Source organism: Novosphingobium arvoryzae (assembly GCF_014652615.1).
In the GTDB taxonomy this organism is placed as follows: Bacteria; Pseudomonadota; Alphaproteobacteria; order Sphingomonadales; family Sphingomonadaceae; genus Novosphingobium; species Novosphingobium arvoryzae.
The window spans coordinates 178,195-198,463 of sequence record NZ_BMZD01000002.1 but is presented as its reverse complement, the minus strand read 5'-3'; the positions used below and the strand labels follow the sequence as shown (position 1 = coordinate 198,463).

15 protein-coding genes are annotated in these 20,269 nt (G+C 67.1%); 8 read left to right on the top strand and 7 right to left on the bottom strand.

Annotation, left to right across the window (positions count from 1 at the left end; translation table 11 throughout):
* The first annotated feature begins 13 nt into the window (after nucleotides 1-13).
* The gene (gene glmS, locus IE113_RS04185) at nucleotides 14-1,837 is read left to right on the top strand and encodes a glutamine--fructose-6-phosphate transaminase (isomerizing) (RefSeq protein WP_189539173.1); all 1,824 of its coding nucleotides are present in this window, start codon (nucleotides 14-16) and stop codon (nucleotides 1,835-1,837) included.
* Between the two features lie 116 nt (nucleotides 1,838-1,953).
* Nucleotides 1,954-4,179, top strand: a complete 2,226-nt coding sequence (locus tag IE113_RS04180; RefSeq protein WP_189539626.1) for a putative bifunctional diguanylate cyclase/phosphodiesterase — start codon at nucleotides 1,954-1,956, stop codon at nucleotides 4,177-4,179.
* Nucleotides 4,180-4,204: 25 nt separating this feature from the next.
* Here the strand turns inward: IE113_RS04180 and purQ are convergent, their stop codons facing one another.
* The 6 genes from purQ to IE113_RS04150 all read right to left on the bottom strand — a co-directional run bounded on the left by purQ (nucleotide 4,205) and on the right by IE113_RS04150 (nucleotide 10,706).
* A complete protein-coding gene (gene purQ / locus IE113_RS04175; protein WP_189539172.1) occupies nucleotides 4,205-4,882 on the bottom strand; it encodes a phosphoribosylformylglycinamidine synthase subunit PurQ in 678 nt (225 codons plus the stop codon).
* Nucleotides 4,879-5,115, bottom strand: coding sequence for a phosphoribosylformylglycinamidine synthase subunit PurS (purS, locus tag IE113_RS04170; RefSeq protein ID WP_189539171.1), 237 nt, complete (start codon nucleotides 5,113-5,115; stop codon nucleotides 4,879-4,881). Before purS ends, purQ begins: the two co-directional genes overlap by 4 nt.
* Nucleotides 5,116-5,200: 85 nt before the next feature.
* Complete coding sequence (locus IE113_RS04165; RefSeq protein ID WP_189539170.1) at nucleotides 5,201-5,875, bottom strand: response regulator transcription factor; 675 nt, start codon at nucleotides 5,873-5,875, stop codon at nucleotides 5,201-5,203.
* A gap of 95 nt (nucleotides 5,876-5,970) precedes the next feature.
* Nucleotides 5,971-8,835: a M16 family metallopeptidase gene (locus IE113_RS04160; protein WP_189539169.1), complete on the bottom strand. Its 2,865-nt coding sequence runs from the start codon at nucleotides 8,833-8,835 to the stop codon at nucleotides 5,971-5,973.
* Nucleotides 8,836-8,930: 95 nt separating this feature from the next.
* On the bottom strand, nucleotides 8,931-9,713 hold the full coding sequence (gene purC / locus IE113_RS04155) for a phosphoribosylaminoimidazolesuccinocarboxamide synthase (RefSeq protein ID WP_189539168.1): 783 nt from the start codon (nucleotides 9,711-9,713) through the stop codon (nucleotides 8,931-8,933).
* A gap of 84 nt (nucleotides 9,714-9,797) precedes the next feature.
* Nucleotides 9,798-10,706 (bottom strand): LysR family transcriptional regulator, encoded by a 909-nt coding sequence (locus tag IE113_RS04150; protein ID WP_189539167.1) that lies wholly within the window; start codon nucleotides 10,704-10,706, stop codon nucleotides 9,798-9,800.
* 125 nt (nucleotides 10,707-10,831) lie between these two features.
* Here IE113_RS04150 and wrbA point away from each other — a divergent pair, with 125 nt between their 5' ends.
* On the top strand, nucleotides 10,832-11,431 hold the full coding sequence (wrbA, locus tag IE113_RS04145) for an NAD(P)H:quinone oxidoreductase (RefSeq protein WP_189539166.1): 600 nt from the start codon (nucleotides 10,832-10,834) through the stop codon (nucleotides 11,429-11,431).
* A 169-nt stretch (nucleotides 11,432-11,600) separates the two neighbouring features.
* Here wrbA and IE113_RS04140 read toward each other — a convergent pair whose 3' ends face one another.
* Nucleotides 11,601-13,547, bottom strand: coding sequence for a prolyl oligopeptidase family serine peptidase (locus IE113_RS04140; RefSeq protein WP_189539165.1), 1,947 nt, complete (start codon nucleotides 13,545-13,547; stop codon nucleotides 11,601-11,603).
* A 134-nt stretch (nucleotides 13,548-13,681) separates the two neighbouring features.
* Here IE113_RS04140 and IE113_RS04135 point away from each other — a divergent pair, with 134 nt between their 5' ends.
* The 5 genes from IE113_RS04135 to IE113_RS04115 all read left to right on the top strand — a co-directional run bounded on the left by IE113_RS04135 (nucleotide 13,682) and on the right by IE113_RS04115 (nucleotide 20,231).
* On the top strand, nucleotides 13,682-14,092 hold the full coding sequence (locus IE113_RS04135; protein ID WP_189539164.1) for a ketosteroid isomerase-related protein: 411 nt from the start codon (nucleotides 13,682-13,684) through the stop codon (nucleotides 14,090-14,092).
* Nucleotides 14,089-14,676, top strand: coding sequence for a GNAT family N-acetyltransferase (locus IE113_RS04130; RefSeq protein ID WP_189539163.1), 588 nt, complete (start codon nucleotides 14,089-14,091; stop codon nucleotides 14,674-14,676). The genes IE113_RS04135 and IE113_RS04130 overlap by 4 nt, the downstream gene beginning before the upstream one ends.
* Nucleotides 14,673-15,569 carry a carbon-nitrogen hydrolase family protein gene (locus IE113_RS04125; protein ID WP_189539162.1) on the top strand — a complete coding sequence of 299 codons (897 nt, stop codon included), beginning with the start codon at nucleotides 14,673-14,675 and terminating at the stop codon, nucleotides 15,567-15,569. Before IE113_RS04130 ends, IE113_RS04125 begins: the two co-directional genes overlap by 4 nt.
* Nucleotides 15,570-15,595: 26 nt before the next feature.
* On the top strand, nucleotides 15,596-17,086 hold the full coding sequence (gene dacB, locus IE113_RS04120) for a D-alanyl-D-alanine carboxypeptidase/D-alanyl-D-alanine endopeptidase (protein ID WP_189539161.1): 1,491 nt from the start codon (nucleotides 15,596-15,598) through the stop codon (nucleotides 17,084-17,086).
* A 172-nt stretch (nucleotides 17,087-17,258) separates the two neighbouring features.
* Nucleotides 17,259-20,231, top strand: coding sequence for a TonB-dependent receptor domain-containing protein (locus tag IE113_RS04115; protein ID WP_189539160.1), 2,973 nt, complete (start codon nucleotides 17,259-17,261; stop codon nucleotides 20,229-20,231).
* Nucleotides 20,232-20,269: the final 38 nt, after the last annotated feature.

Sequence of the window (20,269 nt, the reverse complement as noted above, 5' to 3'; positions counted from 1 at the left end):
GAAAGCAAGTTCCATGTGCGGCATTATCGGCATCGTCGGCAAGGAAGAAGTGGCAGACCGGCTGGTCGATGGGCTGCGGCGGATGGAATATCGCGGTTATGACAGCGCGGGCGTCTGCACGGTTTCGGACGGGCAACTGATCCGCCGCCGCGCGCCGGGCAAGCTGATCGGGCTGGTGCGCGAACTGGCGCGCGATCCCGCGCCCGGCACCACCGGCATTGCCCACACCCGCTGGGCCACCCACGGCGCGCCGACCGCCGCGAACGCGCATCCCCACGCGACGAAGGAACTGGCGCTGGTCCACAACGGGATCATCGAGAATTTCCGCCAGCTGAAGGAAGCCCTGCAGGCGCGCGGGCACAAGTTTGAAAGCGACACCGATACCGAAGTCGTCGCGCACCTGATCTCCGAACAGGTCGAGGCGGGCAAGACCCCGGCGGAAGCGGTGCAGGCCGCGCTGCCGCAATTGCGCGGCGCGTTCGCGCTGGCCATCGCGTTCCGCCAGCATCCCGACATGCTGATCGGGGCGCGGCTGGGATCGCCGCTGGTACTGGGCTTTGGCGAGGGCGAGACCTACCTGGGGTCGGACGCGCTGGCGCTGGCCCCGCTGACCCAGAAGATCACCTATCTGGAAGAGGGCGACTGGGTGATCGTGACGCGCGAAGGCGCGCAGATCTTTGACAAGGACAACCAGCCCGTCACCCGCGCGGTCACCACGTCCGGCGCATCGGCCGCCGCGATCGAGAAGGGCAATTACCGCCACTTCATGCAGAAGGAGATCTTCGAGCAGCCAACCGTCGTCGCGCAGACGCTCAAGACCTATATCCGCCAGGTCGACCAGTCGGTCGCGCTGCCGCAGTTCGATTTTGATCTCAGCCAGATCAGCCGCGTCACTATCGTCGCCTGCGGGACCAGCTTCTATGCCGGGATGGTGGCGAAATACTGGCTGGAACAGTTCGCGCGCTTGCCGGTGGACATCGATGTGGCCAGCGAGTTCCGCTATCGCGACCCCGTGCTGGAGCCGGGCGGCCTGGCGCTGTTCATCAGCCAGTCGGGCGAAACCGCCGATACCCTTGCCGCGCTGCGCCACTGCAAGGCGGCGGGGCAGACCATCGCGGTGGTCGTCAACGTGCCGACCAGTTCTATGGCGCGCGAGGCGGACCTGCTGCTGCCGACCCATGCCGGGCCGGAAATCGGCGTTGCATCGACCAAGGCGTTCACGTGCCAGCTGGCAGTGCTGGCCGCGTTTGCCGCCAACATGGCGGTCAAGCGCGGGCGGATGGACCGCGCGGAGGAGACGGAAATCGTCGCCCAGCTGCTCGAAACGCCCTCCACGCTCAACGCCGCGCTGAACCATGACGACGAGATCGCGGCGATTGCCCCGCTGATCGCCCCGGCGCGCGACGTGCTCTACCTGGGGCGCGGGCAGGACTATCCGCTGGCGCTGGAAGGGGCGCTGAAGCTGAAGGAAATCAGCTATATCCATGCCGAAGGCTATGCCGCCGGCGAAATGAAGCACGGCCCCATCGCCCTGATCGACGAAGCCGTGCCGGTAATCGTGCTGGCGCCATCCGGGCCGCTGTTCGAAAAGACCGTGTCCAACATGCAGGAAGTGCGCGCGCGCGGCGGCAAGATCGTGCTGATTTCCGACCGCGAAGGGCTGGACGAGGCGGGCGAGGGGTGCCTGGCCACGATCGAGATGCCCAAGGTTCACCCGCTGATCGCGCCGCTGGTCTATGCCGTGCCGGTCCAGCTGCTGGCCTATCACGTTGCCTGCGTGAAGGGCACCGATGTGGACCAGCCGCGCAACCTGGCGAAATCGGTGACGGTGGAGTAGCCTCACCGCGCCATTGCCGGACAGGCTTTACGCGCTGCTAACGATTGCCCGCGTATGATGCGCGGGTGACCCAGAACCAGACCTCATCCGCAAGCCTTCCGCGCAACCTGCCGGTCATGGCGGTGCTTGGCCTGAACGAGCCGGGCGATGCCGACTGGACCCGCCTGCGCGGACTGCAGTATTCCAGCCTGTCGAACGTCACCAAGCTGCGCGTGCTGGCCCATGCCGTGGCGGCGGTGGGCGTGGCGCGGCTGTTCTATGATGTGGTGTCGATCTTCATCCTGCTGGGCTGGGGTGTCGCGCTGGGGGCCAGCCTGTTCTATTCGGCCAAGACCGACCAGTCGCTAGCCGACGCCGACCGCCGCCGCCTGTCGCGCGACGAGGTCAAGAAGCAGACGATGCTGTCCGCTGCCAACGCGCTGGTCTGGGTCGTGCCGATTGCCGGGTTCGCGCCGTTCGGCGATTCCGACCGGATGCTGGAATTGTGGGCGATCACCGCGATGCTGATGACGGCATCGGCGGTGCTGATGCCCGCCGTGCCGCTGGGCAACCTGATCTTTGCCGGAGTCGTCGGGCTGGGCTCGATTGAAAGCGCCCGCTCGTTCCTGACCGCGCGGGTGGCCGAATCCGCGATGGCGGAAAAGAGCGAGGTCGTCTCGCTGCTGCTGCGCGAGTTCGAGGAAGGCGAGGCCGACTGGCTGTGGCAGATCGATACCTCGCGCCGGTGCCGCTCGGTCAGCCCACGCTTCGCCTATGCGCTGGGCCTGCCGCCGGAGGAAATCGATGGCAAGCCGTTCATCCAGATGATCGCCGGGCCGGCCTGGGAAACGGGCCAGTTCCCGTCCAGCCTGCACGACCTGGCCGAACGCCTGAAGCGGCGCGAGAACTTCTCCAACCTGCTGGTGCGCGTCACCATCAACGGCCAGCAGCGCTGGTGGGAACTGTCGGGCACGCCCAAGCTTGACGAAAACGGGGTGTTCGACGGCTTTCGCGGCGTCGGCTCGGACGTGACCGAGCAGCGCGAAAGCTCTGACAAGATCGCGCACATGGCGCGTTACGACACGCTGACCGGCCTGCCGAACCGCATGATGGTGACCGAGGCGCTGGGCGATGCGCTGCGCTATGCCGCGCAGTGGCGCACGCGCTGCGCGTTTCTGATGATCGACCTCGACCGGTTCAAGTCGGTCAACGATACGCTGGGCCACCTGGTCGGCGACCAGTTGCTGGCGCGGGTGTCGGAACGGCTGAAAAGCCTGATTACCGACAACGAGCTGTGCGGCCGCCTGGGCGGGGACGAATTCGCCATCGTGGTGCGCGATGCGTCGGACCACACCCGCGTCAACCGCGTGGCGCAGGCGGTGATCGAGCTGCTCTCGCGCCCCTATGAAGTGGATCACCACACGCTCTACATCGGGGCCAGCGTCGGCTCCGCGATCGGTCCGCGCGATGGCAACACGGTGGAAACGCTGATGCGCAACGCCGACCTTGCGCTCTACCGCTCGAAGGAAGAGGGCGGCGGGCAGCATTTCAATTACGAGCCCTCGCTGCACGCCCACGCCGAGGAGCGCCGCAAGCTGGAGTTTTCGCTCCGCCGCGCGCTGGAACGCAACGAGTTCGTGCTGAATTACCAGCCGGTGGTCGACGCCAAGGACGAGTCCATCGTCAGCTTCGAGGCGCTGCTGCGCTGGCATAGCGAGGAGCACGGCTTCGTCAGCCCGGCCAAGTTCATCCCGCTGGCCGAGGACACCCGCCTGATCGTGCCGATTGGCGAATGGGTGCTGCGCGAAGCCTGCCGCGAGGCGGCCAACTGGCCGTCCAACGTCAAGGTCGCGGTCAACGTATCGGGCGAACAGCTGCTGGAACAGAACTTCATCGCCACGGTCGTGGGGGCGCTGTCCTCCAGCGGGCTGGCGGCGCAGCGGCTGGAAATCGAGGTCACGGAAAGCATCTTCGTGCGCGATTCGTCGGCAGCGCGGGGCGTGCTGGAACAGATCATGGCGCTGGGCTGCGGCATCGCGCTGGACGATTTCGGAACCGGCTATTCCTCGCTCGCCTACATCCGCAACCTGCGGTTCTCGACCATCAAGGTCGACCGCAGCTTCGTGCAGGGCGCGGCGGCGGACAATCCGGAAAGCCTGGCGATCATCCGCGCCGTGGTGGCGATGGCGGAAAGCCTGGAAATGTCGACCACGGCCGAAGGCGTGGAAACCGAACGCGAGCTGGCGATCATTCGCGGCCTGGGGTGCCGCAAGATCCAGGGGTATTACTTCGGGCGCCCCATGCCGGCGACCGACGCGCGCGCGCTGTTCGGCCGTCCGCAGTTGCAGCGGGTTGGTGCGTAAGGATTAACCGGCCCCGGCGCGGAACTTACGCCCCGACCAGACCCCGGATCGCGCTTTCAAACAGCGCGCGGCCATCGGTGCCGCCCTGTTCGGGTTCGATCATGCGTTCGGGGTGCGGCATCATGCCCAGCACGTTGCCCGCCGCGTTCAGCACGCCCGCGATGTTGCGGGCCGAACCGTTGACGCTTTCGGCATAGCGGAACGCCACGCGGCCTTCGCCTTCCAGCCGGTCGAGCGTATCGGCATCGGCAAAGTAGTTGCCATCGTGGTGGGCGACCGGGATCAGGATTTCCTGGCCCGCGCCATAGCCGCTGGTGAACAGGCTTTGGTTGTTTTCAACCGTCAGCTTCACATCGCGGCAGACGAAGCGGATGCCCGCGTTGCGCATCAGCGCGCCCGGCAGCAGCCCGCTTTCGGTCAGGACCTGAAAGCCGTTGCACACGCCCAGCACCGGCACGCCCCGGCCCGCCGCCGCGATCACGGCCTGCATGATGTGGCTGCGCGCGGCCATCGCGCCAGAGCGCAGGTAATCGCCATAGGAGAACCCGCCGGGCAGGGCGATGAAGTCCAGCCCGTCCGGCAGGGCATCGTCGCCGTGCCACACGCGGTGCGGCGCGGTGCCTGAAATCTTCTCCAGCGCATCGGCCATGTCCCGGTCGCAGTTGGAGCCGGGGAAGGTGATGACGGCGGAGCGGAAGGTCATGCCGCCACCCGTTCGATGCGGTAGTTTTCAATCACCATGTTTGCCAGCAGCTGCTTTGCCATCGCGTCGAGCGCTTCGTCGGTGACGGTATCGTCCACGTCGAGTTCGATCAGGCGGCCGGCGCGCACGTCCTGCACGCCCGAAAAGCCCAGCCCTTCGATCGCGTGGTGAATGGCGCGGCCCTGCGGGTCGAGCACCCCGTTCTTGAGGCTGACATAGACGCGGACCTTCATGGGCGGGGCCTTTCCAAACGGGGCAGGAGACTCGACCGCGCCTATGCCGCCAGAACGGCGGCGGGGCAAGGGTTGCGCGCGCGTTTTAACCGGCGGGCAGCGAATCCAATACGTATCCGAGCGAGCGGACCGTGCGCAGCGGATCGGGCACGCCGTGTCCGGTCAGCGAACGGCGCAGTCGGCCGATCCAGACATCGACCGTGCGCTCGTCGATGGCTTCGCTGTCCTTGCCGATCCGTTCGATCAGCGCGGTGCGGCTGAACACCTGGTCGGGGTGCTCGCAGAAATGCGCCAGCAGGCGGAACTCGTTGGGGCGCAGCGGCAGCGGATTTCCGCGAAATCGCACCTGATGCGCAGCCAGATCCAGCGTCAGGTCGCCGTGGACCAGCCGGGTGCGCGCGCCGGCCGCCGGGTCTTTCGCTTCATAAAGGTCCAGCCGTTCGGCCAGCTTGGCCGGGCTGAGCGGGCCGACAAGGTAATCGTCCGCCCCGGCGCGCAGCGCGCGGCGCTGGTCATCGGGATCGCCGGCTTCCAGCACCATCGTGATATGGCCGTGGCGGGTGTTTTTCGCCTCGCGCAGGCGGCGGACCATTTCCAGTCCCGACAGCTCTGGCAGCAGCCAGTCGACAAAGCACCAGATCGGGCCGTCGAAAGGGATTTCGGGAATGTCCGGCCCCAGTGGTAACGCGCGCACCCCCGGCTTCACCTGTGAAAGGGTGCCGTATAGCGTGGGGTCCTGGGCGGTCAGCAGAACAGTCATCGGTCCGGTCTTGGTTGCAGCGCTTCGGTTGATCCTGAAGCTGCACCATGACCCAGCGATATGACGTTTTCGTGACGGTAATCCGTCAGTCTGCCTCAGCGCGGCGGATCGACTCCTTCGGGCAGGACGGTCACTTCGACGGCGGCGTCCTGCGCCAGATATTGTCGGACCAGCGCCTGCAGGCGCGCGGGCGTGATCGCCGCAATCCGCGCCTTGGCGGCGGCATAGCGCTCGATCCGGTCCGGTTCGGTCTGGGCGCGGTCGACCAGGGTCAGCCAGCCGCCGTTCGTTTTCAGCGCGTTGTCATAGCCTTCCAGCACCGGCGCGCGGGCGCGCAGCAGCATATCCTCGCCCACCGGCGCGTCGCGCAGTGCCGCCAGCGTCTCGAAGATTGCCGCGCGGGTCGCCGCGACTTGCGCCACATCGACCGAGGCGTTGATCGAGAACGTGCCGTAACCGCGCCAGGTGCGCGAGGCGTTGCTGTTCACGCCGGGGGAGTAGGCCTTGCCCAGCTTTTCGCGCAGGGTGTCGGTAATCGCCAGTTGCACCACCCGGTCGAGCAGTTGCAGCTCCAGCGCGGCAACCGGGTCTTCCCCGTCGCGCGTGGGCCAGGTCAGCGCCAGCAGCGCCTGATCCTTCGCGCCGGTATGGCGCAGCACGCGTTGGCTGCGGTCGGCGGTGAAGGGGCGGGTGCGGCGGTCGGCATAGGCGCCGAACTCCGCCTCGCGCGCGGGCAGCGCGCCCAGCGTCTTGCCGACCAGCGCGATGGCCTGCGCCTCGTCAAAGTCACCGACCAGCCCCACTTCGATCGCGCCCTTCGCCAGCCGGTCGGCCACGTCGGCCTTCAGCTTTGCAAAGGTCAGCGCGCGCCATTCCTCGACCTTGCCCAGGCTGAAGCGCGGGTCGTTGTCCGACAGGATCGCCCCCAGATCGGCGTTGAGCGCGCTGCCCGGCGTGGCCCGCAGCGCGGCGAACATGTTGTTGATCGTCTGGCGGAACAGGACTTCGCCTTCCTTGCGATAGCCCGGATCGGTCAGCTGCGCGGTCAGCAGCTGCAATTGCAGTTCCAGATCGCCGGGCGTCGTGCCCGCCAGCGCCACGAAGGTTTCATCCGTCGCGCTGAGCCCGGCCGAGACGGTGCGACCCGCCAGCAGCGAATCCAGCTCGTCCCGGCTGTGCTTGCCCAGCCCGCCTTGGGCAAAGACCGACATCATGTTGGTCGCGTGCGGGTTTTCGCGCGTTTCGATCAGCTGCCCGCCGTCGACCGACAGCTGCACTAGCACGCGCTCTTTCTCGATGGTGGTCCGCTTCAGGTTCAGCCGCACGCCATTGGCAAAGCGCAGCTGGCGGATGCCCAGCACCGGCTCGGTCGTGTCGCTGACGACCTGCCCGGCAGGGCCGAAATCGGTGTAGGCAAAGGCCCCGGCGGCCTTCTGCTCCAGCGGCCTGATCGCCGCGCGCATCGCCTCGTCCCACGCGGCGCGGATCGCACTGGCCCCGCCTTCGGGATCGCGCCGCCCCTGAAAGCGCAGCAACGGCGTATCGAGCGGGACGACCTCGCGCTTGACCGCGGCCAGCACCGCCGCCGGCGTGATCTGGGGAATGAACGCTTCCAGCCGTTCCAGCGAACGGGTTGGCGTATCGGGCACGACATCATCGTTCACCAGCGCCAGAGCCGCGCCCAGCAGCTGGGAATGGCTGCGGGTGCTTTCGGATGCGGCGGCGTTGAGGTTCGCCTTGCGGATGTTGGCGACCTGTTCGGCCACTTCCTGCGCGGTAAAGCCGTATTGCAGCGCGCGGCGGTATTCCTTCGCCGCCTCGATCAGCCCGCGCCGCCACTTGCCGTCCACGGTATCGACCGCGATGCTGGTGGTGCGGCCGGTGCGGAACACGTCGCCAGTGCCGAACCCGGCGCTGCGGAAGGGGGCGTTGTCCTCACGCGTGCGGCTCAGCAGGCGGCGGTTGAGAATGGCATAGCCGATCTGGCGCAGCAGGTTCTCGCGGCGCTGGGCAATGCTGTCGCGCTCGTCCAGCCAGGGGCCGATCCGGGTGGCGGTGATCCGTTCGGACAGCGCGGGATCGACGAACACGTCGACCTTGCCCGCCGCCCTGGGATCGAGCGGGCCGGGGCTGGGCTGCGGCTCGGCCGGGGCCGGGCGCCAGTCGCCAAAGCGGCGGCGGATCGCGGCCTCCACTTCGCCTGCGTCAAAATCGCCGACGATCAGCAGCGTGGTGTGGCGCGGCACGTATTCGCGCCGCCAGAACGCGCGCAGGCTTTCCGCCGTCGCGCCGTTCAGCGTTTCGGCGGCGCCGATGGCGAGCCGCCTGGTGAAACGCGCGTCGGGAGCCAGGAATTCCTGGCTGTCCTGGTAATTGCGCAGCGCGAAAGTGTTGCGGTCGCGCATTTCGGCCAGCACGACCCCGCGTTCGCGCTCCACCGCTTCAGGTGAAATCGTCAGTTCGCTGGCGGTTTCGCGCATGATCATCAGCGCGGTGTCGAGCAGCGCGGGATCGTTGCGCGGCAGGTCGAGCATATAGGTCGTGCGGTCGTAATTGGTGCTGGCGTTGTTGTGCGCGCCAAATGCCAGCCCCAGCCGTTCGAGCAGCTTCACCATCTCGCCTTCGGGCAGGTTGGTGCTGCCGTTGAAGGCCATGTGCTCGACAAAGTGGGCAAACCCGCGCTCGCTGTCTTCCTCGTCCAGCGATCCGGCATCGACCTGCATCCGCACCAGCGCCGTGCCCTTTGGCGTGGCGTTGCTGCGGATGGCATAGCGCATCCCGTTTTCGAGCTGGCCGAAGCGGTAGCCGGGGTCGAGCGGCACGTCGCTCGCCTCGAAGGCCCAGGTCGGGCGCGGGGGCAGGGCGGTGGCGGCAGAGGTCAGCCCCTCGCCGCGCGGGGCGCAGGCGGACAGGGCAAATGTGGAAATGGTGAGGGCGAGCAGGAACTTGCGCGAAATCATCGCGGCTTCGTGCCGGATTGTGCCCGCCGGGGCAAGTGGGTGGGGTGGGGCAAGTGGGGCGCTCCTCCCCCGCTGGGGGGGGAGGAGGCCGGAACTTACTTGCCGCGCAGCTTGCGGTGCGCGGACAGGTCCAGCACTTCGCTCGGACCGTTGTCGGCGTCGAGCAGGCCAAGGCGGCGCGCGACTTCCTGATAGGCTTCTTCTTCCCCGCCAAGGTCGCGGCGGAAGCGGTCCTTGTCCAGCTTTTCGCCGGTGGTCATGTCCCACAGGCGGCAGCCGTCGGGGCTGATTTCGTCCGCCAGGATCACGCGGCTGTAATCGCCGTCCCAGATGCGGCCGAATTCCAGCTTGAAGTCCACCAGGCGAATGTTGATCGCCGCGAACATCCCGCACATGAAATCGTTGATGCGGATCGCCATCGAGGAAATGTCCTGCATTTCCTCGTTATTGGCCCAGCCGAAGCAGGCGATGTGCTCTTCCGCGATCAGCGGATCGCCCAGCGCATCGTCCTTGTAATAGTATTCGATCAGGGTGTGCGGCAACGGTTCCCCTTCGGGAATGCCGAGGCGCTTGGAGATCGAACCGGCGGCAACGTTGCGCACGACCACTTCGATCGGCACGATTTCCACCTGCCGGACCAGCTGCTCACGCATGTTGAGCCGCTTGATGAAGTGGGTGGGGATGCCGATGTGGTTGAGGCGGGTGAACACATACTCGCTGATGCGGTTGTTGATCACGCCCTTGCCGTTGATCGTGCCCTTTTTCAGGGCGTTGAACGCGGTGGCATCGTCCTTGAAGTACTGGATGATCGTGCCCGGTTCGGGGCCTTCGTACAGGATCTTGGCCTTGCCTTCGTAGATCTGGCGGCGACGGGACATCTTCACGTTCCTCGAAAAACCAAGCCCCGGCAAAGGCGGGTCGGTTAACGGGACTCGCGCGGGCCGGGGCAGATTTGAGCGCCTCTACGCCAAAACGACAGCCGGTGCAATCGAGCCGTCCAATTGCCCCAGCCGGTCCGCCAGCCAGCGTGCGGCGGGGCCGGGCGGAGCATCGGTGCGGTGGATTGCGTAGAGCGGGTAGGCCCCGCCGGGCGCTTCCGGCAGGGTCAGTTCCACCAGCCGCCCGCGGGCCAGATCATCGCCCACCATCCAGCGCGGCATGTTGCCCCAGCCCAGCCCCTCACGCAGCAATTCGTGCTTTGCGCCGAGATCGCCCAGCCGCCAGGTGCGCGGCGAGATGACCGAGAATTCGCGGCCCGCCGACAAGCTGGAACGGTCTGACAGGACCAGCTGCACTTCATCGCGGGGGCGGCTGCCGTGGGCCAGCGGATGGCCGGGCGCGACGACCGGGATCAGGTCGACATGGGCAAGCAGGCGACGCTCCAGCCCGGCCTGCTCCGCCGCGAGCGGTCCGGCGATTCCCAGCGAAGCCTCGCCCTGCTGAACCAGCTGCGCCACCGCGCCCAGCGCCTCGATCCGCAGGGACAGCGCCACGCTGGGGAACTGGGCGGCGAAATCGCGCAGCGCGGCGGCAAGGCAGGGCATCGGGAACATCACGTCCACCACCAGCGCCACGCGCGGTTCCAGCCCCGCGACCAGCCCGCCGACCCGGGCGCGCAGGCTTTCCAGCCCGCGTTCGACCTGCCGCAGCTCCTCCAGCACCGCTTCGCCCGCCGGGGTCAGGCGGGGCTTCTTCGTGCCTTCGCGGCTGAACAGGGTGACGCCCAGCTGGGCCTCCAGATTGGCGATGGCATAGCTGACCACCGAGGTTGCGCGGCGAAGGCGGCGTCCGGCGGCGGCAAAGCTGCCTTCCTCCACCACCGCCAGAAAGGTGCGGATCTGCTCGACCGAGGGCGTGCCGGGTTTGAACATATCTATCCAGTCGAAAAGTATGATCGATATTATCCGACTGAACAGAAATGTGAAGCGGTGCCATATCCGCTCCATCAGATGCAGCGGCGTTTCCCCCCGGCCGCGATCACCATGGAGCAATTGTCATGAGCAAGGTCCTCGTCCTCTATTATTCCAGCTATGGTCACCTTGAAACGATGGCCCACGCCATTGCCGAAGGCGCCCGCGCGGGCGGCGCGGAAGTGGACGTGAAGCGCGTTCCAGAAACCGTGCCGGAAGACGTCGCGCGCGGCGCGCATTTCAAGCTGGACCAGGCCGCTCCGATCGCCACGGTCGCCGAACTGGAAAACTATGACGCGATCGTCCTGGGCACCGGCACGCGGTTTGGCCGGATCAGCAGCCAGATGGCGGCGTTCCTCGATCAGGCTGGCGGGCTGTGGGCGCGCGGCGCGCTGATCGGCAAGGTCGGCGCGGCGTTCACTTCCTCCGCCACCCAGCACGGCGGGCAGGAAACCACGCTGTTCAACCTCATCACTAACATGCTGCACTTCGGCATGACCATCGTCGGTCTGGACTATGCCCACGCCGGGCAGATGCGGAATGACGAAGTGGTCGGCGGCGCCCCATATGGCGCGACCACCATCGCGGGCGGCGACGGCAGCCGCCAGCCGAGCGCGACCGAACTGGAAGGCGCGCAGCACCTGGGCAAGCGCGTCGCCGAAACCGCGAACAAGCTGTTCGGGTAAAACGACAACGGGGCGGACCGCGCTGGTCCGCCCCGCCGATGCCTCAACCTCTCCCAGCCCGTCACCCCGGACCTGATCCGGGGTCCCGCTTCCTTTCCGCCCCCCGTCACGGGAAGCGGGGCCCCGGATCAGGTCCGGGGCGACGCGGGGAGGGGAGAGGCGCTGTCTCTTACTTCTCGCCCAGCAGGTTCTTCTGCCAGAACTGCAATTCGGTCCAGAACTGGTAGTCCTGGTTCTCCTTCTTGCCGAACCCGTGGCCTTCGTTGAGGCCGACGAGGTGCCAGGCGGTGCGGCCCTTGGCACGGACGGCGGCGACGGCCTGGTCGGCCTCGCTTTTCGGCACGCGCGGATCGTTCGCGCCGGTTACGACCAGCAGCGGGATCGCCAGCTTGTCGATGCTGGTCAGCGGCGAGATTTCGAGCAGCTTGGCGCGCTGCTTGGGATCACGCTCATCGCCGTATTCGACCCGGCGCAGATCGCGGCGATAGCTCTGGGTGTTTTCGAGGAACGTCACGAAGTTGCTGATCGCGACAATGCAATCCGCCGCCTTGAACTGCGCGCCATAGCGGATCGCGCTGGCATAGCACATGTAGCCGCCATAGGAGCCGCCCTGCACGGCCATTCGGCCCGCGTCGATCGCGGGATCGGCCTGCAAGCGGTCCAGGAACGCGCCGATGTCCTTGACCGAATCCTCGCGCTTGAACGGCCCGTTATCCAGGCTGACGAAACGCTTGCCATAGCCGGTGGAGCCGCGGACGTTGGGATAGAAGATCGCCACGCCCAGCTCGTTCAGCAGGTAGTTGGCGCGGCCCCTGAAGCTGGGGGTGCTTTGCCCTTCCGGCCCACCGTGGATGTTGACGATCAGCGGGCGCTTGCCAGGGAACTTGGCCGGATCGGGGCGATAGAGAAAGCCGGACACGGCCTCGCCGTCAAAGCTCTTCACTTCTACCAGCTCCGGCTCGACGTTCACGGCCGGGTTGAGCCCGCCGGTCTCGCTCTCCGTCCAGCGGGTGACGGCCAGAGTCGCCGGATCGACCGAGAAGGCATCGGTCGGCACCTTGGCCGAGGACACCGTCACGCCAATCGTGCCCCACGGCGCGATCTTCATGCCGCCGATCACGCCCTTGGGCAGGGCGGTGACTTCGCGCACGGTTCCGGTTTTCGGATCGAGCAGCTTCAGCTTCGAAATCCCCGCCTCGTTCACCACATAGGCGATGAAGCTGCCGTCTGGGGCAATGTCGAACCCTTCGACATCCCACTTCGGCTCAGGCGAGCGGGGCGTGAACTTGCCGGTCTTGATGTCCAGCGTGCCCAGCCGCTGGAAATCGCTGCCGACATCGCTGGTCACCCACAGCTGCCCGTCGGGGGCATATTCGGCTCCGCCGTGGGCAATTGCCAGCTTGTGATTGCCGATGGGGGTCATTTTGCCGGATGCCAGGTCCAGCGTGTAAAGGTCCGACTTCTGGACCGAGACATAGTTGACGACGACCGCGGTCTGGTTGCCCGGCGCGAAATCGGCCAGTGCCCAGCCGCCGCCCTTGACCTCGGCCACCATCCGCGTGGTCGCCGGATTGCGCGGGTCGGCGACATAGAGGTCACCGTCGGTGCCGTTGCGGCGGGTGGAGCTGTACCCGATCAGCGTGCCGTCGGCGCTGATCGCGTTCAGCGCATTGCGGCTCTTGCCATCGGTCAGCAGGGTCAGGCGGCCGTCCTTGAGCGTGTAGAGCTGCCAGAATTCATCGCCGCCCTTGTCCTTGCGCACCACCAGCGTGCCGTCATTGCCGACATAGCTGCCGCCCAGCGGTTCCGCCTCGAAGCTGATCTGGCGGCGGGCCATGCCGGGGCCAGCCACGGTGTGCAGCTGCGCAACGTTGCCGAAGCGGGTCGATACCAGCATCGCCCGGGTCACCGGGTCCCAATCGAGGAACGCGGCAGTGCGGAATTCCATGTAGGGGCGGGTCGCATCGACCAGCGCCATCGGCACGGCAGGCACGCCGTCCGCCTCGATTCCCGCAGGCTTGGGGGCGACCGGCGTAGCATCTTGTGCAAGCGCCGGAGTCAGCGCAGGCGTCATCGACAGGGTCAGGGCGGTGAAGCCCAGCAGAAGTTTACGCATGGTGGATGGATTCCCCTGAGATTGGTCTATGCCCGCAGACTGGCCGGGGCAGGGCGATCAGGCAACCGGCTTATCGACGAACCGCTGACAACGCCCCGCCGCTGCGCTAAATCCCATGGCACAAGGAGACACCGATGGACCGCACCGAAGCGCTTGCCCTGCTCACCCGTTACTACGCCGCGTTCAATGCGGGCGATTGGGAAGGGATGCTCGACTGCCTCGACGACGGCGTGATCCACGACATCAACCAGGGTGGGCGGCAGACCGGCAAGGACGCGTTCCGCAGCTTTCTGGCGCACATGGAGCGCTGCTATCGCGAACGGCTGGACGGCATCGTGCTGATGGCGAGCGACGATGGCACCCGCGGCGCGGCGGAATTCGTGGTCCACGGCGAATACCTCGCGACCGACGAGGGCCTGCCCGAAGCCAACGGGCAGACCTATACCCTGCCGGCCGGTGCGTTTTTCAGCATCGCGGGCGGGCGGATCACGCGGGTCACGGTCTATTACAACCTGGCCGACTGGACCGCGCAGGTCGGCGGATGAGCGTTGCCGTCCGGGCGCTGACCGGCGCGGACCTGCACGCGGCGCTGGACGATCTGGCGGCCCTGCGGATCGCGGTCTTCGCCGCGTTCCCCTATCTCTATGCCGGGTCGGCGGAATATGAGCGCGAATACCTGGCCGAATTTACCGCCGCGCCCGATGCCGTGCTGGTCGCCGCGTTCGATGGTGCGCGGATCGTCGGGGCGGCCACGGCCTCGCCGCTGAGCGCACAGGATGATTATATCCGCGAACCGTTCAGGCGCGCCGGGATCGATCCGGCCGGGGTGTTCTATTTCGGGGAAAGCGTGCTGCTGCCGGACTATCGCGGGCAAGGGATCGGCCATGCCTTTTTCGATGCCCGCGAGGCGGCGGCGCGGGCGTGGGGTGCGGCGCAGGCCAGCTTCTGCGCGGTGGTGCGGTCAGACGATCACCCTGCGCGGCCCGCCGGATATACCCCGCTCGACGCGTTCTGGCGGCGGCGCGGCTATGCCCCGGTCGCGGGGCTGACGGGGGAGTTCAGCTGGGCCGAGCATGGCGAGGCGCAGGAAAGCCCCAAGCCGATGCAATACTGGATGCGCAACCTATGACCCGCTTCACCATCGCCGCCGCGCAGTATCCGATCGAGGCACTGGCCGACTGGGACGCCTATGTGGCCAAGCTGACCGGCTGGGTCGAGCGCGCTGGCGCAGGCGGCGCGGCGCTGGCGGTTTTTCCGGAATACGGGGCGATGGAACTGGCCTCGCTCGATCCAGCAACGATGAGTGACTTGCGCGGTTCGATTGCGACCGTGTCGGCGTTGTTGCCGCAAGTGGATGCGCTCCACCGCGAACTGGCCGCGCGGCACGGCCTGCACATCCTTGCCGCCAGCGCGCCGTTCCAGCGCGCCGATGGCCGCTTCGTCAACCGCGCGCGGCTGTTCGCGCCGAATGGCAAGGTGGGCGTGCAGGACAAGCTGATCATGACCCGGTTCGAGCGCGAGGCATGGGGCATCCACGGTGGCGCGCCGCTGCGGCTGTTTGAGACCGTACTTGGCAAGATCGGCATAACCATCTGCTATGACAGCGAATTTCCGCTGCTCGCCCGCAGCCAGGTGGAAGCGGGGATGGAACTGCTGCTGGTGCCGTCCTGCACCGAGGCGGCGTTGGGTTACTGGCGGGTGCGGCTGGGCGCGCAGGCCCGCGCGCTGGAGGGGCAGTGCTATGCCGTCCACAGCCCGACCGTGGGGCAGGCGGACTGGTCCCCGGCGGTGGACAGCAACCGCGGCGCGGCGGCGATCTATGGCCCGCCCGACCGGGGCTTTCCCGATGACGGCGTGGTCGCGCTGGGGGAAATGGACGCCAGCCAGTGGGTCTTTGCCGAAGTGGACCTGGCCCGCGTGGCGGACCTGCGCGCCGATGGCGGCGTGCTGAACGCGCGCCACTGGGCCGAACAGCCGGGGGCTCAGGCGCTGCCTGCGGTGGAACTGGTGGACTTGCGATAAGCGGTCCCGCGCGGCACAACGCGGGAATGCGTTCGTTTTCAGTTCCTTTCGCAGCCGCGCTGTTGCTGGCCGTTCCCGTAGCTGCTCAAACGCCCACAGCGCCGCCGCAGACGGTGGAGCAGGCGCTGGCGCTGGCCCCGGCGGGCACACGCTTTGGCGTGCTGGTGGTCGACGATGAGGGCCGGGACGTGCTGGCGATCCGGCCCGATGACCGCTTCATCCCGGCCTCCAACACCAAGCTGTTCACCACGGCCACGGCCTATGCCCTGCTGGCCGACAAGGTCGCGGGGGCCAGGCTGGGGACGGAGGGATTTGGGCGATATGCCCCTGGTGCGTTCATCGGTCTGGCCGAGCGCGAGGGCGATGCGCCCGATGTGATCCTCTATGGCCGGGGCGATGCGCAGCTTTCCAGCGCGGCGGACTGCAAGCAGGACTGCCTTAGCGAACTAGCCGACATGATCGCGCGCAAGGCCCGGCGGGTGGGCGATGTCGTGGGCGACGACAGCTGGTTCCCGGACCAGCGCTGGAGCCCCGGCATGAGCTGGAACAACATCGGCACCGATTCCGGCACCGCGATTTCGGCGCTGTCGCTCGACAACAACGAGCTGCCGGTGGCCATCGCGCCGGGAGCGGAAGGGCAGCCGCCGCTGGTCGAAATCGCGCCCTATTACACCGTGCGCAACGAGGCGGTGACGATTGCGGCGGGCGGCCAGACCCGGCTGGGGTTCGAGCGCGCGGTGAATGGCATGGAACTGCGCATCTATGGCGAGATCGCGGTCGGCGCACCGCCATTCCGCGACCGGCTGGGGATCGACGATCCGGCGCATTACTCCGCCTGGCAGCTGCGCCGGATGCTGGAAGCGCGCGGGGTGAACGTGACGGGCAGCGTGCGCGCGCAGCACCGCCCGGTCAGCCTGATTGATGAACCCAAGGCGCGCGAGGGGCGCGATATCCGGGTGCGGATGCCGCGCGCCGCGTTCATGGGCGGCCACACCGCGCCGCCGCTGGCCGACACGATCCGGGTGGTCAACAAGGACAGCCAGAACCTTTATGCCGAGTTGCTGCTGCGCCGCGTGGGCAAGCTGGACGGCACCGGATCGCTGGCGGACGGGATTGCCGCGCTGCACGCCGTGATGGCGGCGGCGGGCGTGGCGCGCGGCAGCTATGACTTCTCGGACGGCTCCGGCATGTCGACCTACAACCGCATTTCCCCGCGCGCGGCGGTCACGCTGCTGCGCTGGGCCAAGGGGCAGCCGTGGGGCGGGGACTGGGCGGCCTCGCTGCCGGTCGGCGGGGTGGATGGCACGCTGCGGCGGCGATTCAAGGGCACCGCGCTGGAAGGGAAGATCCGCGCCAAGACCGGCACGCTCAACGCCACCAACACCCTTTCTGGCTATCTGACGGCGGCCAGCGGGCGGGAACTGACGTTTTCCATCCTGGCCAACGACGTGCCGGAAGATGGCCGCGCGGTTCCGGCCATGGACGCAGCCTTGCTGCTGATCGCCGCCGCGAATTGAAATCGCTTCCAGTGGAATTGTTGCGCAGTTGCAACAAAATTGCGGCAGCGGCGAAAAACCGTGCGCGCCCGGCAGTTGAACGGGGTTTCAACTCTGGCGCTGCCCGGACTGCTTGATAGTGTGCGCGCTCAGGCCTTTGGGGGGCCGATTCATTTCGCTTTGGGGGTTATCCATGAATGTACGCGACTTTTCCCGCATCCTGCTGACCAGCGGCGTGGCTCTGGGCGCGCTCGCCTCGCCGGCGCTGGCGCAGACCGCGCCCGGCAGCTCTTCGGGGATGGCTGCGGCGGATGAGGGCGGCAGCACCGCGATCATCGTCACCGGCTCGCGCATCAAGCAGGACCCGACCAAGAGCGCCCTGCCGCTGACCGTCATCAGCAACGCGGAAATCCAGCAGAACGGCATTTCCAGCCCCGAACAGCTGATCATGTACCTGTCCACCAACGGCACCGGCGCGGACAACCTGGCCGCCAATGCCGACGTCACCACCGGCGCGCAGCGCGGCACCAACGGCCTTTCGGCAGCGAACCTGCGCGGGCAGGGCTCGGCGGCAACGCTGGTGCTGCTCAACGGCCGCCGCGTCGCCGCGCACGGCCTGTCGGGCAGCGCGGTTGATGTGAACCAGATCCCGTTCGCCGCGATCGACCGCGTCGAAGTGCTGAAGGACGGCGCTTCGGCCATTTACGGCACCGACGCCATCGGCGGGGTGATCAACTACATCACCAAGAAGGACTACACCGGCCTTGGCGTCAGCGGCTTTGCCGACCTGACCGAAGCGGGCGGCGGCAATATCTACAACGTGTCGGGCATTGCCGGGTATGGCGACCTGAAGGAGCAGGGCTTCAACATCATGGCGGCGGTGTCCTACCGCTGGAACAAGATGCTGCGCGGCAGCCAGCGCGATTTCGTGAACGGCAACCAGCCGAACCGCGGCCTGTCGGTCGATACGCGCGGCACGCCGCTGGCAACCGCGTTCAACATTGGCGCGAACGCGTTCCAGCAGCCGGGCGGCACTCTGCTGCAAGGGCTGACGCTGACCGCGCCGAACGGCGCAAACGCGGCGGCGGGCGGGATCAACCCGCTGAACCTGCCGGGCGGGGCGGGCTGCGAAACCATGGATGGCGGCATGGCCTATGACTATGCCCTGTGGAATGCGGCGACCGCCTATTACGCCTGCGCCTGGGATACGGGCCGCGCGGCGGTGATCCAGCAGCCGATCGAAACGCTGACCTATTTCGCGCGCGGCGTGGTGGCGCTGGGGGCAAGCGAACTGTCGGTCGAACTGACCGGGTCGGACGCCAATTCGGCCAAGAGCTTCTCCAACGCGCAGCTTTCCGCCAACACCACCAACCTGCCGATCGGGATGCCGCTGAACAGCCTGACCAAGTCGACCTATGACTCGGTGTTCAATTCGATCCGAGGCGCGTTTGCGGGCAATGCCGCGCAAGTCGCCGCACTCGATGCGCGCTATGGCCGCCCGATCGGGTTCCGCTGGCGCTGCGCCCCGTGCGGCCCGCGCGAATACGTGACCGATACCAAGACCTTCCGCGTTGCCGCCGGGATCGACGGTCCGCTGCCGCTGGCCGGGTGGGATTACCGCGTCGGTGCCAGCTATGCCCGCAGCGAAAGCTCGTCGGTGCTGGGCAGCGGCTATTACTATCGCGGCACGCTGGCCAACGGCGCGTCCGATCCCAACGCACCGACCGCGCCGGGCGCGACCGCGCCGGGCCTGGTGGGCGTGATCAACAGCGGCCTGATCAATCCGTTCTCGCTGACCCAGACCGAAGCCGGCCTCGCCGCGCTGGAAGCCGTGTCGGCCAAGGGCGCGACGCTCTATGGCGGGCGCTATCAGCTGAAGCAGGTCGATGCGTCGTTCTCTGGCCCGCTGTTCGCGCTGCCGGGCGGCGACGTGCAGATGGCGGTTGGCGTGGACTATCGCCGCGAGACGTATGAGTTCAACGGCTCGCCCGCTGCGGCGGCGACCGCGCCGGTGATCTTCCTGGCGGCGTTCGACAACGTCAACGCGCTGACCCCGAAGAACCGCGACGTGAAGGCGGCCTATGCCGAAATCAACGTGCCGGTGTTCGATATGCTGGAACTGACCGGCGCGGTGCGGATCGATGACTATTCGGGCTTTGGCACCACCACCAACCCTAAGGTTTCGGCCAAGTTCCAGCCGGCCGAGTGGGTGATGTTCCGTGGCTCCTACAGCACCGGCTTCCGCGTGCCGAGCTTCAACCAGATCTTCAACGGCATCACCGAAAGCCCCTATTCGGGCAGCGACCTGGCCGATCCGGTGAAGTGCCCGGGCGGCGTGCCGAACGCCACCAACCCGGCCTGCGCCTTCATCCGCCCGAACATCTGGACCGGCGGCACGATCGACCTGGGGCCTGAAACGGCCAAGATGGCCAGCCTGGGCGTGGTGCTGCGGCCTGCGCCGCGCTGGACCGCCTCGGTCGACTGGTGGAGCATCCGCGCTGACAACACGATCCAGCTGCTCACCCTGCGCCAGCTGATCGACAACGCCGCCCTGTTCCCCGACCGGTTCATCCGCGACGGCAGCGGCACGATCACCACCATCGACCAGCGCTGGATCAACGCCGGTGCGCGCAAGACGCAAGGGTTGGAAATCTCGCTGCGCGGCGGGTTCGACCTGCCGGGGAACAGCCAGCTGAACCTGGGCGCGGACGGCACGATGCTGCTGGAAAAGAAGGAAAAGCTCACCCCGACTTCGGCGTGGAGCGCCAGCCAGATCGGCGTGTTCACCTTTGCGGGCGATCTGGGCCTGCGCTGGAAGCACAACGCCTGGCTGACCTGGTCGAACGACAACCTCTCGGCCACGTTCAGCCAGATCTTCCGCAAGGGATACAAGAACCAGGCGCTGCCGGGCATCGCCGCGGGCACGATCACCCGGCCGGACTACAACCCGATGGTCAAGGATTACGCGATCTACAACCTGACGGTCAGCTATCAGGGCCTGATCGAAGGGCTGAAGCTGACCGCAGGCGTGAAGAACGTGTTCGATACCGATCCGCCGTTCGCCATCACCTATGATGGCAACACCGGTGCGGGCAGCTCGTGGGAGCCGCGCGTGGCCGATCCGCGCGGTCGCTCGTTCATCCTGCAGGCGGAAATGAAGTTCTGATCCGTTGCCCCGGTCACGGGGCGGCGAATCGGCAATTT